Annotated in this window: 9 protein-coding genes; 6 read left to right on the forward strand and 3 right to left on the reverse strand. The window is 30.2% G+C overall.

Features of this window, described 5'->3' with window-relative positions; all coding sequences use genetic code 11:
* Nucleotides 1-16: 16 nt before the first annotated feature.
* Together Q0958_RS12415 and Q0958_RS12420 are read right to left on the reverse strand one after the other, a co-directional pair.
* Nucleotides 17-3,259, reverse strand: a complete 3,243-nt coding sequence (locus Q0958_RS12415) for a S41 family peptidase (protein WP_299123545.1) — start codon at nucleotides 3,257-3,259, stop codon at nucleotides 17-19.
* 73 nt (nucleotides 3,260-3,332) lie between these two features.
* Nucleotides 3,333-5,027 (reverse strand): helix-turn-helix domain-containing protein, encoded by a 1,695-nt coding sequence (locus Q0958_RS12420; RefSeq protein ID WP_299123547.1) that lies wholly within the window; start codon nucleotides 5,025-5,027, stop codon nucleotides 3,333-3,335.
* A gap of 315 nt (nucleotides 5,028-5,342) precedes the next feature.
* Here Q0958_RS12420 and Q0958_RS12425 point away from each other — a divergent pair, with 315 nt between their 5' ends.
* A complete protein-coding gene (locus tag Q0958_RS12425) occupies nucleotides 5,343-6,188 on the forward strand; it encodes a transketolase (RefSeq protein ID WP_150899187.1) in 846 nt (281 codons plus the stop codon).
* A 132-nt stretch (nucleotides 6,189-6,320) separates the two neighbouring features.
* Nucleotides 6,321-7,451: an N-acetyl-alpha-D-glucosaminyl L-malate synthase BshA gene (gene bshA, locus Q0958_RS12430; RefSeq protein WP_299123549.1), complete on the forward strand. Its 1,131-nt coding sequence runs from the start codon at nucleotides 6,321-6,323 to the stop codon at nucleotides 7,449-7,451.
* A 35-nt stretch (nucleotides 7,452-7,486) separates the two neighbouring features.
* Here the strand turns inward: bshA and aroB are convergent, their stop codons facing one another.
* Nucleotides 7,487-8,545: a 3-dehydroquinate synthase gene (gene aroB / locus Q0958_RS12435; protein ID WP_299123550.1), complete on the reverse strand. Its 1,059-nt coding sequence runs from the start codon at nucleotides 8,543-8,545 to the stop codon at nucleotides 7,487-7,489.
* A 104-nt stretch (nucleotides 8,546-8,649) separates the two neighbouring features.
* On the opposite strand from aroB, the gene Q0958_RS12440 reads away from it, so the two are divergent.
* From Q0958_RS12440 to Q0958_RS12455, 4 genes are all read left to right on the forward strand, one after another.
* The gene (locus tag Q0958_RS12440; RefSeq protein WP_299123619.1) at nucleotides 8,650-9,813 is read left to right on the forward strand and encodes a proline dehydrogenase family protein; all 1,164 of its coding nucleotides are present in this window, start codon (nucleotides 8,650-8,652) and stop codon (nucleotides 9,811-9,813) included.
* Nucleotides 9,813-10,115 (forward strand): LETM1 domain-containing protein, encoded by a 303-nt coding sequence (locus Q0958_RS12445; RefSeq protein ID WP_150899183.1) that lies wholly within the window; start codon nucleotides 9,813-9,815, stop codon nucleotides 10,113-10,115. Before Q0958_RS12440 ends, Q0958_RS12445 begins: the two co-directional genes overlap by 1 nt.
* Nucleotides 10,116-10,177: 62 nt before the next feature.
* A complete protein-coding gene (typA, locus tag Q0958_RS12450) occupies nucleotides 10,178-11,947 on the forward strand; it encodes a translational GTPase TypA (protein WP_150899182.1) in 1,770 nt (589 codons plus the stop codon).
* Between the two features lie 558 nt (nucleotides 11,948-12,505).
* Nucleotides 12,506-14,041, forward strand: a complete 1,536-nt coding sequence (locus Q0958_RS12455) for a hypothetical protein (protein WP_299123553.1) — start codon at nucleotides 12,506-12,508, stop codon at nucleotides 14,039-14,041.
* Nucleotides 14,042-14,056: the final 15 nt, after the last annotated feature.

A 14,056-nucleotide genomic window follows, 5' to 3' on the forward strand; every position in this document is an offset into this window, starting at 1 on the left:
TTGAATGTATTTAAAACTACTTGATATCTTTAAGCATTTCAGATACAGATCGCTCTAATTGTTGATCACGACCTTTATCGATAATACCAGGCATGTTTTTTACTTTAATAGTAGGCTCTGTTTGGTTGTTTTCCATCCATCTTCCAGATTTATCTTTCGCACTAATAGGAACAACACCCCAGTAGCTTCCGTTAGGTAATCCTTCCCATCCTGCAAAACTACAAGTACCAGGAACTGGCATACCTACTGTTTTTCCAATTTTAAGATCAGTATATCCAGCAGCATAACAATGTCCATCAGAATACATACTCTCGTTAAAGATAGATAATGTAGGTTTTGTCCAACGTGAAGTAGGTTCACCTCCAACTACTTTAGCTTCTGTTTCGTATGAAATAAAAGGAACTCCAGTAAAGAACATAGCTAAATCAGCAACTAGGTCACCACCACCATTAAAACGTGTGTCAATAATAATACCTTTACGATCAGAAAATTTACCCATAATATCTTTGTAAATACTTCTGTATGGACCGTCGCTCATTCCAGGGATATGAACATAACCTAACTTTCCATTACTTAATTTATTTACTTCTTTTTCATTAGTTTTTACCCATCTCTTATACAATAAACGGTTTTCTTGACCTAAAGAAATAGGTTTTACAGTAATAGTTTGTTTTTTCTTTGTTTTAGGATTTGTGATATCAAGTAAAACGAATTTTCCTACTTTTCTGTTTAAGTATTTAGCAACATCTTCGTTTTTATCAATTGTAACACCATCAATTTTTTCAATAATCATCCCTGCTTTAACGTTAAAAGATGATTTATCTAAAGGTCCATCTTTAATAACTTCATCAATTAAAATTCCGTCTCCTTTATGGTTGTAATTCATAAAAATACCAAGTGAAGCAGTTGCATCAGCATTTTTAATACTGGTACTATATCCAGCTCCAGCATGAGAAACGTTTAATTCACCTAACATTTCAGAAAGCATTTCAGAAAATTCAAAAGAATTACCAATAGATGGTAAGTACTTTTTATATTCTTTTTTCATTTTGTTCCAGTCAGTTCCGTGGAAATCTGGGTGATAAAAAATAGCATTGGTTCTTATCCATACATGATCGAACATAGCTTCTCTTTCAGCTGCTGTATCCAACATCATTTCACCACTAATCTTTACTGGTTTTTTGCTCTTTTTAGCAGGATCTATCTTAGAAATTCTTCCACCACTTAAAAGATATAGGTTTTTCATGTCTTTATCCCATTGTAATGAACCGTAATTAGCGTTTAAACGCATAACCATTTTGGTTTCTTTGGTACGTAAATTAGTACTCCAAAGATTCATTTTTCCTTCAAAACGAGCTAAGTAATATAAAACATCACCTTTTTTAGAAAGTACTGCATCGCCAAGGCTTGAAGAATGAATAGTTAATCTTTTAATTCGATCTTTCATACTATCCCAATCGAAAGTAAGCGGTTTTACTTTTTTCTTGTCTTTATCCTTTTTCTTTTTGTCTTTTTTATCCTTCTTGTCAGCTTCTTTCTTCTTTTTATCCTTTTCTTTTTTCTGAATAGCTTTAATTGTTTCCATCAATTTAAACTCTTCATCGCTAAGGTTAAATTCATCCCAAGCTTCTTGTGTAAAGAACATGCTATATACATCCGATTGAGAACGTCCGCTAGTAGCATAAGACTTTAACCCATTTCTGTTACTAAACCATAACATTTGCTTTCCACCGTTAACCCATTTAGGGTAGTAATCGTTATAACCACTCTCAGTTAAGTTTATACGTTTGCTACCATCAGCAGCCATTAATAAAGCTTCACTATTACTTAGTGTTTTACTCCACCCAACTAATAACCATTTGCTATCAGGGCTCCATGTGTAGTATTTATCACCATCTCTCATGTGGAATAAATCTTTTGGAGTTAATAAGGTTACTTGTTTTTTAGTTTTTAAGTCCATTACTTTTAAAGTACGTCTTCCTTCAACAAAAGCTATTTTAGAACTATCAGGAGAGAACTCTGGTAAATAATTGTCAAATTTGTTTTCAATAACTGGAGTTTCTTTTAATAAAGTTGCTGCAAAAAAGAAAGGTTCTTCTTTACGTACTTTTTCTGTTTTATAAATACTCCATTTTCCATTTCTTTCACTACTGTATACTACCGATTTTCCATCAGGAGTCCAAGTAACAAAACGCTCTCTTTCTGGTGTATTGGTTAACCTTTTAGTAAAAGATTCACTTACAGAAGTTACAAAAACTTCTCCTCTAGAAATAAAAGCAATTTCTTTTCCATTTGGAGAGATAGCCATTTCATTAACACCTCCATTAATAGAGATGAATTTATCTTTATTGTCTTTGCTTTGTGTTCTAATAATAACATTCACTTTTGAAGGTTTTTCACCTTCTTTCATGGTATATAATTCACCATCGTAACCAAAACTTAAAATACCATTACCAACACTTAAGAAACGTACGGGGTGTAATTTGAAATTTGTTAATTGTTGATCTTGGTTAGCGTTATCAATATTCATTTTATGAACATTAAAAGAACCGCTTTTTTCACTTAAATAATAAATGCTTTTTTCATCATCAGAGAAGAAAGGATGTCTGTCTTCACCAGCAAAAGAAGTAAGCATTTTATGAGTTTTCTTTTTAGTATCGTAACTCCAAATGTCTCTAGTGATTGATGATTTATGATGCTTACGCCATTCGTTTTCACCACCTTTTTTATCGTGGTATAACATGGTGCTGCCATTTTTAGATACTTGTACATATTCAGCAGGTACTGTCATTAATTGACTAACACGCCCAGCTGTTACAGGTACAGCATAAAGTTCAGGTTGAGAATTAGTAGGGTACTGTCTATGTTTTACTTCATCCTGACGTTGTGCTCCGAAAATAACCTCTTTGTTGTTTGCTGAAAAAGAAAATGGAATTTCGTCAGTAGAGTGAAACGTTAATCTTTTAGCCTCGCCACCTCTGGCGTCCATTATATAAATGTCGAAATTACCATAACGATTAGAAGCAAAGGCAATTTTTTTACCGTCTTTACTCCAAACAGCTTTGTAATCGTGTGCTTTATGAAAAGTTAATTGAGTTGCATTTCCACCAGTAGAAGGAACTTTATATAAATCTCCTTTGTAAGTAAAAACAATTTCTTTTCCATCTGGCGAAATTGAGGAGTGTCTCAGCCAATTGGGGTTCTCTTGAGAGAATAGCTGTAGCGTTAAAAACGCGAATAATATTGATAGGTACTTCATTTAGTTAATTTTTTGTGCAATCTACTAAATTGTAGTACCTAATTATGTTAATTTAAGTTAAAATGAGCGGTGTTTATTTGTTTAATTCTTTGATGAAATAAGAAGGTTTAATGCCTGTATATTTAAAAAAAGCTTTAGAAAAAGATTGAGAGTTTTTAAATCCAACTTCAGTAGCAATTGCTTTAATTGTATATTTTCTAAGAAAAGAATCGGTTTTTAATTTTTGGATTGTATATTCAATTCTAAGATTATTGATATAGTTAGTAAAAGTTAAGTTTTTGTGTTGGTTTATAACTTTAGATAAATAGTTTGAATTAGTATTAAACTTAGTAGCCAAGTTTTGTAGGTTTATATCGTTGTTTAAAAAATCATTATTCTTTTCAAAAAGGATCAGTTTATTTAAGATATCTTTAATAACAGTATCTGGAAGGGAAAGTTCAGTATTGCTAGGTTTAACCTCTTTTACAACTTTTAGACTTCCTTTTTCTTTTTGATTTATTAAGGCTAGAAATCTTTTTTTGTAGACTCTTTTTTTATTGATTTGATAAACAATTAAAATTAAAGAAATAAAAAGAAGTGTTATATAGATAAGTTTATTTCTTTTAGAGTTTTTTGCTTCAAATTTTAGTTTAGTTATGATTTTTTTCTTTTCAGCTAAAAGGTTTGGAATATCATATTCCTTAGAGAATATTTCGTCAATTTTATTTTTTTCTTTTAAGATAAATTCTTTTAGGGTTAAAAGCTTATTGATGTATTTTAATTGATTTTGATAATCATTTTTCTGTTTATAATAATCATATAAGTATTTATAACTTCTCTTTAAAGATATATTTTTAGTTTGTTTTAATGTGCTTATAGAATCTGCTTTTAAATGAAATTTAAGAGTGTTTTTTTTATCATTTAAAGAATCATACATGTCAGCTATTTTAGAGTAAAGACTGGTTAGAATTCTGTAATTTTCATCATTATTGATTGCGTTTATGGATTTAAGATATGTATTTATTGAGTTCATATAGTCTTTCTTTTTTTTTAGAATGAGCCCAAGTGAAAAGTAAGAGTATCCAAGTAAGATAGAATCATTATTTTTTTTATACGTATTAATTGCTATGTTATTATATTTAAAAGCTGAATCAATTTGTCCCAAGACGCTATAAGAAATTGCTATATTAGTTGGTATAGCTATAAATGGGTCAGATAACTTTAGGTTGTTTTTTTTAAAGGCATAGGAATATGCTTTTTTGTAGTACTTTATAGCCTCTCTTTTCTTTCCGACAGTTTCTTTAACTAATCCAAGATTTATATAAATTAAGTTTTGTAAGCTATCATTTTTGTTTTTTTTCAATTGTTTGTTAGCTTTAGTTATTTCTTTTAATACCTCACTATATTCTTCGTGATGTAAGTAAAAGTTACTTTTATCTATGTATATACTAGCAGGGTAATTTTTATTAGGTTTTTTTTGAGTTATATTAATTAAAGAATCACAAAAGTTCAAATAAATAGAATCATTATTTTTTATATCAGCTAAATAATATTTTCCATCTACCATTTTCATTGTGTCGTTTTCTTTTAAAGATTTTAAGAAATGAGCTTTAGCATAAGTTATTGCTTTTAAAGTGTCAGATTTATTGTTGTAGAATAAATCTGATAATTCTTTATAACTTTTCTGTAACAAAGAATCAGGTAAAGAAGTTTGGTTTTGACTGTTTATTGTTAAACTGAATGTAAAAATGAATAAAAAATAGAGTATTCTTTTTATAAGAAATGACATATGAGGTTATTAAATGATTCAAAATTACTGTTTTTAACAGAAAATATGTGTTTTTTTAAAATGTTGTTAATTAAGGTTTTAGTTTGTTTGAATACTCTGTTTTCATGAAAATAGACTACTAAAACTTGTATCCTAGCTGAGTATAAAGGTTCTTTGAGGTACGTAAACCAAGGGTTCGAAACAAAACTATATCGGAGGGGAAATTACATGAAAAAGAACTTTAAAATTATCGAACCCTTTTTTAAATAAGAATTGAAAAAGTAATTGGCAATTATTTTTTAAACTATTACTTTTGTCGAGATAAAACAAAAAATAATGTCGACAACACAACAGCTTCAAGAATTTACACAACAGGTACGTAGAGATATCGTTCGTATGGTACATGCAGTAAACTCAGGACACCCTGGAGGATCTTTAGGATGTGCAGAATTTTTTACTTGCTTATATCAAGAAATCATGGATTATTCTACTGATTTTAAAATGGACGGAAATAATGAAGATTTATTCTTTTTATCAAACGGACATATATCGCCAGTTTATTATAGTGTATTAGCACGTAGCGGATTCTTTCCAGTTGCTGAGTTAGCAACATTTAGAAAGTTAGATACACGTTTACAAGGGCACCCAACAACACACGAACACTTACCAGGTATTCGTATTGCTTCTGGATCTTTAGGTCAAGGAATGAGTGTTGCAATTGGTGCTGCTCAAGCAAAAAAGTTAAATGGAGATGATAAAATTGTATATTCATTACATGGTGATGGAGAATTACAAGAAGGTCAAATCTGGGAAGCAGCAATGTATGCAGCAGGAAAGAAAGTAGATAACTTAATTGCTACTGTAGACGTAAACGAAAAACAAATTGACGGTACTACTGACGAAGTTTTAGCAATGGGAAGCTTAAAAGCTAAATTTGAAGCTTTTGGTTGGGATGTATTAGAAATTAAAGAAGGAAATGATGTAGATGCTATTTTAAAAGGAATGGCTGATGCAAAATCTCGTACAGGAAATGGAAAACCAGTTTGTGTATTATTATATACAGAAATGGGGAATGGAATTGACTTTATGATGCATACACATGCATGGCATGGTAAAGCTCCAAACGATGAGCAATTAGAAGCATCGTTAGCACAAAATCCAGAAACATTAGGAGACTACTAAGAAATAGTTATTTAAAATAATATTCAAAATCCCGCTTTTATGCGGGATTTTTTTATGTTTTTCTTCACATTAAAGCGTAAGTAAAAACGTAAATTTACGTCATTAATAATACCAAATAATAAAACCCAATAAATGAGAATAGGAATTGTATGTTATCCTACCTTTGGAGGAAGTGGAGTAGTAGCAACTGAACTAGGTATGGCATTAGCTGATAAAGGACATGAAGTACATTTTATAACATATAATCAACCAGTTCGATTAGACTTTTTTTCACACAGAATACACTTTCATGAAGTAGTATTAGAAGAGTATCCTTTATTTCAATACCAACCTTATGAATTAGCATTGTCTAGTAAGATGGTTGAAGTAGTTGAAAAGCATCAATTAGAAGTTTTACATGTACATTATGCAATACCGCATGCCTATGCAGCGTATATGGCTAAAAAGATGTTAGAGGAAAAAGGTATCAATGTAAAAGTAGTTACTACATTACATGGTACAGATATTACTTTAGTAGGAAGTCACCCAACGTATAAAACAGCAGTAGAGTTTAGTATTAATAAATCGGATGAAGTAACTACAGTTTCTAATAGTTTAAAAGAGGATACGTTGCGTTTGTTTAATATTGATAAGGATATAAAAGTAGTGTATAACTTTATTGATGGAGAAAAGTATGATAAAGCTCACCAGGCTGAATGCAAACGTATTGGATTGGCAAAACCAGAGGAAAGAATTTTAACACATGTAAGTAATTTTAGACCAGTTAAGCGTACTGACGATGTAATTCGAATATTTAATCAAGTTCAAAAGGAAATTCCATCAAAACTATTAATGGTTGGAGATGGGCCAGAACGTTTAAAAGCTGAGAACTTAGTAAAAGAATTTGGTTTAGAGGACAAGGTGTTATTCTTAGGAAATAGTAATGAAGTGGCTAAAATATTATGCTATTCAGATGTGTTTTTATTACCATCAGAAACAGAAAGTTTTGGATTAGCGGCTTTAGAAGCAATGGCAGCAAGTACAGCTGTAATATCAACAAATACAGGAGGTCTTCCAGAAGTAAATATAGATGGTAAGACAGGATATTTGAGTGACTTAGGTGATGTAGATGATATGGCTAAAAACGCTATTAAAATTTTAAAAGACGAGGCTATGTTAAATCAATTTAAGGAACATGCCAAAGAACATATAAAGTTGTTTTCTTTAGAAAATATTTTACCAGTATACGAAGAGATATATAAAAGTTGTTCGGTAACAGCATAAATTAAAAAAGGCGAGAAATTTTCTCGCCTTTTTTGTTATATATTATAATATTTCAAACTGTCTATAATTAGGTTTGAAGGAACTTTGCAATCGATTTTAAAATCTTCATAATCTTTCAAAAGAACAAAGTTAATTTCACCACCTATATTCTTTTTATCGTGTTTCATTAATTCAAGAATAGCAGAAAAGTCATCCTCTAAGATTTCTACTTTACCATATATAGTATGAATAGCTTTTTTGATTTCTTCAAGTTTATCATTTGAAAAGCCTAAAGTTTCAGAAGAAATATATGCTTCGCAAACCATACCTATAGCAATAGCTTCACCATGAGTTAGGTTTTCTTTATAATCACTTTCTAAAAAATAAGATTCAACACCATGTCCAATGGTATGACCCCAGTTTAAAACTTTACGAACATTTTTCTCTTTAGGGTCTTCTAAAACAACTTCGTTTTTAATTTCAACAGATCGATGAATTAAGTCAATAATATTTAACTCAGGGTTATCTTTAATTTCATTAAATAAACGAATATCGTGTGTCATTCCGTATTTGATAATTTCTGCAGTACCAGATCTAATTTCTCTAGGAGTAACCGTATGTAAATATTCAGGATCTAATACAATTAATTCAGGATTAGCAAAAACACCAATCTGGTTTTTTAAAACACCTAAATCAACACCAGTTTTTCCACCTACAGAAGCATCTACCATACTTAAAAGAGTAGTAGGAATGTTTACAAAATCAATTCCGCGCTTAAATGTAGAGGCAACAAAACCACCTAAATCTGTAATTACACCACCACCAAGAGTAATTAATAAACTTTTACGGTCGGCACCTAATTCGGTCATAGCATTCCAAACACCAACACAAGTATCAATATTTTTATAAATTTCACCAGCATCAATTTGAATAATTTCGATGGGTTTGTCGGTTTCTAGTAATTGCATAAATCGAGGATAACAATGCATTATCGTATTGTCATCTACAAGAACAAAAATAGACGAGTAGTTATTGTTGCGAATTAAATTAGCTAATTCGATGTACGCTTTTTCTTCAAAATGGATAGGGTATGTTGCTGCTTGAATAGAAGTCATTTCAATCTATAATTTAAAGGCGAAATTAAATAGAAAAAATTAAAATATATCATATGGGTCTGTTATATTTGTCTTTAAAATCAAATAATAATATTACCTCAATAATGAGACTTTTTGACAACACCGAAACTGCTTTTAAATTAAAATCTGACTCAGAGTTAGAAAGAGCATATTTTTTGTTTAAAATGATACAGAACCAGCCAATGGTTCGCATAGGAACAGCGGTAACTAATTTTGCATTAAAGGCACATTTACCAGTTGAAGGTTTAATCCGTTCAACAGTTTTTGATCATTTTTGTGGAGGAGTAACAGAAGACGACTGTTTACCAAACATAGAAAAAATGTACAATCGTGGTAATGTACATAGTATTTTAGACTACTCAGTGGAAGGAAAAGAAGATGAAGCACAGTTTGACGATGCTTTACAAATGACTTTGAAAACAATTGATTTTGCTGAAGAAAAAAAGTCAATACCATATGCAGTATTCAAACCAACAGGTTTTGGACGTTTTGCTTTATATCAGAAATTAACAGAAGGTGAAGAGCATACAGAAGAAGAAAAAGTAGAGTGGGCAAGAGTTGTAGAGCGTTTTCATATAGTATGTAAAGCTGCAGCAGAGAAAGATGTTCCATTATTAATAGATGCAGAAGAAAGTTGGATGCAAGATGCAGCTGATGATTTGATTGAAGAATTAATGGAAATTTACAATAAAGAAAAAGCTATTGTATTTAATACATTACAAATGTACAGACATGACCGATTAGAATATTTAAGAGGTTTATATCAAAGAGCACATCAAAAAGGATATCATATAGGTATGAAAGTAGTGCGTGGTGCCTATATGGAGAAGGAAAGAGAAAGAGCAAAAGAAAAAGGATATCCATCACCAATTTGCGTAGATAAGCAAGCAACAGACGATAATTATAATGAAGCTGTTCGTTTTATGATGGAGCATAAGAACATGGCAATCTTTGCTGGAACACATAACGAAGAAAGTTCTTATTTGTTAATGGATTTAGCAAAAGAATATAATATAGAATCAACAGATAAGCGTATGTGGTTTGGTCAATTATATGGTATGAGTGATCATATTAGTTTTAATTTAGCCAAAGAAGGATATAATGTAGCTAAATATGTTCCTTTTGGACCAGTACGTGATGTAATGCCATATTTAATTCGTAGAGCAGAAGAAAATACTTCAGTAGCAGGTCAAACTTCAAGAGAGTTAAATTTATTGAAAACCGAAAGAAAGCGTCGTAAACTGTAATGAGTACGGTTGACGAAATAAAAGAAGCTATTCAAAAAAATAAAAAAAGACTAGCTAAAGAGCTTCAAGAAAGCAAAGAGCTAGTTTTTTTGATAAAAAAGTCTCTTACCACAAATTTATCTGAAGAAGAAAAGATAAAGGTAAAAGAGCAAATGTTAGATATATGTAAAGCTATTCCTGCGTTTACAGTTTTTATGTTACCAGGAGGAGCTTTACTACTACCATTACTAATAAAATTTATTCCCGATATACTCCCAAGTGCTTTCAGAGGAGACGATGAATCTTCAGAAGAAGAAAAATAATTCAACTTCCCTATAGTATTCATTTTTAAAACACTACTTTTGCAGCTTCAAAATAAGCACGAATGCAATCAATTAGAAACATCGCTATTATAGCGCACGTTGACCACGGGAAAACGACTTTAGTAGATAAAATTATAGATCAGGCAAAAATCTTAGATGAACGTAAGGAACGTACTGATTTATTGTTAGATAACAACGATTTAGAGCGTGAGAGAGGAATTACAATTCTTTCTAAAAACGTATCTGTAAACTATAAAGGAGTTAAGATTAATGTAATTGATACTCCAGGTCACGCCGATTTTGGTGGTGAAGTAGAACGTGTATTAAAAATGGCTGATGGTGTTTTATTATTAGTTGATGCTTTCGAAGGACCAATGCCACAAACACGTTTTGTATTAGGTAAAGCAATTGAGTTAGGTTTAACACCTATTGTAGTTGTAAATAAAGTTGATAAAGAAAACTGTACACCAGATTTAGTGCACGAAAAAGTTTTCGATTTAATGTTTGCTTTAGAAGCTACAGAAGAACAATTAGACTTTACAACAATTTATGGTTCGGCTAAAAATGGTTGGATGAGTACTGACTGGAAGGATGAGAAAACTGATATTATCGATTTATTAGATGCGGTAATTGAAACTATTCCTGAAGCTCCGTACAGAGAAGGATCACCACAAATGCAAATTACATCATTAGATTATTCTTCATTTAAAGGAAGAATTGCTATCGGACGTGTATACCGTGGAGATTTAGAGAAGAATAAAGATTACATGCTTTGTAAAGCTGATGGAACTACGAAAAAAGTTCGTATCAAAGAATTACACGTTTTTGAAGGAATGGGTAAAGCTGAAACAGAAAAAGTTCGTAGTGGAGATATTTGTGCAGTAACAGGTATTGATGATTTCGAAATTGGAGATACAATTGCAGATTTAGAAAACCCTGAAGCATTACCAAGAATTGAAGTAGATCAACCTACAATGAGTATGTTATTTACTATTAATAACTCACCTTTCTTTGGTAAAGAAGGAAAATACGTAACATCTCGTCACTTACGTGATCGTTTATTTAAAGAGATGGAGAAAAATCTTGCATTACGTGTTGATGAAACTGATACAGAAGATAAATTCAATGTATTTGGACGTGGAATACTTCACTTATCAGTATTAATAGAAACAATGCGTCGTGAAGGATATGAATTACAAGTAGGTCGTCCACAAGTAATTTTAAAAGATATTGATGGTGTAAAGAGTGAACCATACGAAACATTATCAATCGATCTTCCTGAAGATGTAGCTTCAAAAGCTATTAACTTAGTAACATTACGTAAAGGAGACTTATTAGTAATGGAACCAAAAGGAGATTTACAGCATTTAGAATTTAATATTCCTTCAAGAGGATTAATAGGTTTACGTAATAAAATATTAACAGCAACTGCTGGTCAAGCAATCATCAACCACCGTTTTAGTGAGTATGGCCCTTATAAAGGTGAATTTAGTGATGAGTTAAAAGGAGCTATTGTTTCTTCTGAAACAGGTAAAGCTACGGCTTATGCTATTGATCGTTTACAAGATAGAGGACGTTTCTTTATTGATCCTAACCAAGAGATTTATAAAGGACAAGTTGTTGGAGAAAACTCAAAAGATGGAGATTTAGCTGTAAACTTAATTAAAGGAAAGAAATTAACTAACGTACGTGCTTCTGGTTCTGATGATGGAGTGAAAATTGCACCAAAAGTTGATTTTTCTTTAGAAGAATGTATGGAGTATATTAGACCAGATGAGTACTTAGAAGTAACTCCTGAAAGTTTACGTATGCGTAAAATCTCTTTTAGATAGATTTAAAGAAACAAAAACTTATTTATAATCAAAGCCACCTATTAAGGTGGCTTTTTTTTTGAGGCTAATAAAATAATCTTTATTTATGTTAAAATAGTATTGATTTGTTTAAGTGGCATTCTAGCTGTTTTATTTAATTTAATTAAAAATAGATTGTCATAAATCTTGAATTAAGCTAGTAAATTTTTATTATTGCGTTTTATTTACAAAGTGTAAAAGAAACAAAAGTTAAGTTGCAAGACTTTAAGAAACTAAAAAAAAATATAAGAGAATGTTAAAATAGTATTGAAAAGGAAAAGTTACCAAAATGATTAACGAGGAAATCTATAAGGGGAAAAAGAACATCATTATACTTTGGTAACTTTGAACAAAAATAAAATTATAGTAAGGGGAAAGAACTAATAATTTCGACACAAAAGTATTTATTCAAAACAGAACAAAATAGCCTGTAGTAGAATTGATGTATTTTTGAGTTAAAATCTGATGAAAATTAAAGCTAAATTTTTAAAATAAATTGCTTGTAGTATAAATGAAGTACCTGAAAAACCATTAATTAAAGTGAAAAACAATAAAACATTTTTATTTTTTTTAATAATATTTTTAATAGCCCCCCTAGCTATATTAAGCCAAGAAAAGGCAATAACAGTAAAAAATTATAAAGAAAAAGTAGTCAAAGATTATTATAGGTTTCAACGAACTGAAGATGGTCAATTATTAGATAGTATTCTGCGTTTTATTAAACTTAACAAAATTGACGTAGAAGAAGACTCAATAAAAAGTAAAATATATTATTTAAACGGAGTCAAAAATTTATTCTTAACAAGATATGATAAAGCTGAAGAGACTTTCTTGAAATCTTATGAGTTAGCTAAAAAAACAAACGACATTCTTTTACAAGGAACTATTTTTAACTCACGAGGTGTAACATTAACGAAAGGAAGCACTAACTATGAAAAAGCAAAAATCTTATTTGAAAAAGCAGTAGTTGAGTATAAAAAAATAAATGAAATCCCTCAACTGATAGATGCTTATTATAATTTAACAGTGAATGCTAAAAGAAGATGCAAGTGGGAGGAATCCAATAAGTATGCTTTTGAGTTTTTAAAATTGTTAAATAAGTATGAGGATAAGATTACGGGTTTGAGAAGAATGCATTACTTCATTGGGCATAATTACTTAAGACTTAAAAAATACGATGATGCATTTCGTAACCTGAAAATAGCTGAAGATATTACTTTTAAAGATGATAGCTTTAGTTTTACAACAAGCTTGATTAATGAAACTTATGGGAAACTTCATGAAGAGAAGAAAGAATATAAGAAAGCTTTAGAGCGATACAAAAACGTAACTAATAATTTACGAGAGGCAAATAAAGAAACCGAAAAGAGAATAGAAGATTTTTATACTCGAGAATTAGAGTTAGAAAATGAGTTAAAAGATAAGGGTAGAAAAATAATTAAAGATCAAAATAGAACAATATTTTGGAGTGTTCTAACAATTATTTTATTGGTAGTTTTAATCCTAACTCAAATTTTTTATTGGAAGAAGAACAAAGAAAAAAACAGAGAAATTAAGGAGTTAAACAAAGAGTTAGCAGGTTTAATAGTAGATTTAAAAGGTAAAAATAAAGAGCTTTCTGAAAATAAGAAGGAAATAGAAAATCTATTAAAATTAAACGAACAAGCCTTATTTTCAAGAGTCTTAAAAATTTCAACATATAACGATGCTATTAGAAAAATATGTAAAGATTTGGAGACTCATTTGGAAAACAACTTAGATGCTTCAAGTTATTTTATAACCATAAATAAAAAATTACTGAATTTAATCTCAGAAGAAGAATTATGGGAAGATTTTAGAATACAATTTGAGAAAACTAGACCAGATTTTTATAATAAATTAAAAAAAGTAGCACCAAACTTATCGGTTAATGATCTGAAGCATTGTACTTATATTGTATCGAATTTAAAAAGTAAGGAAGTGGCGCAATTAGTCAATGTTTCTCCTAGAAGCGTGGAAACTGTTAGGTATAGAATTAAGAAAAAAATGGGACTAGAAAAAGAAGAAAGTTTGTACGATTTATTGAGTAATTTATAATTAACATTAATTTAA

Source organism: uncultured Tenacibaculum sp., from assembly GCF_947499065.1.
Classification (GTDB): Bacteria; Bacteroidota; Bacteroidia; order Flavobacteriales; family Flavobacteriaceae; genus Polaribacter.

What these genes read in the sequence shown, in the direction of transcription:
- typA (WP_150899182.1), top strand. Translation starts at nt 10,178, where the DNA reads ATGCAATCAATTAGAAACATCGCTATTATAGCGCACGTTGACCACGGG.
- Q0958_RS12440 (WP_299123619.1), top strand. Translation starts at nt 8,650, where the DNA reads ATGAGACTTTTTGACAACACCGAAACTGCTTTTAAATTAAAATCTGAC.
- Q0958_RS12415 (WP_299123545.1), bottom strand. Translation starts at nt 3,259, where the DNA reads ATGAAGTACCTATCAATATTATTCGCGTTTTTAACGCTACAGCTATTC.
- Q0958_RS12425 (WP_150899187.1), top strand. Translation starts at nt 5,343, where the DNA reads ATGTCGACAACACAACAGCTTCAAGAATTTACACAACAGGTACGTAGA.
- bshA (WP_299123549.1), top strand. Translation starts at nt 6,321, where the DNA reads ATGAGAATAGGAATTGTATGTTATCCTACCTTTGGAGGAAGTGGAGTA.
- Q0958_RS12445 (WP_150899183.1), top strand. Translation starts at nt 9,813, where the DNA reads ATGAGTACGGTTGACGAAATAAAAGAAGCTATTCAAAAAAATAAAAAA.
- Q0958_RS12420 (WP_299123547.1), bottom strand. Translation starts at nt 5,027, where the DNA reads ATGTCATTTCTTATAAAAAGAATACTCTATTTTTTATTCATTTTTACA.
- aroB (WP_299123550.1), bottom strand. Translation starts at nt 8,545, where the DNA reads ATGACTTCTATTCAAGCAGCAACATACCCTATCCATTTTGAAGAAAAA.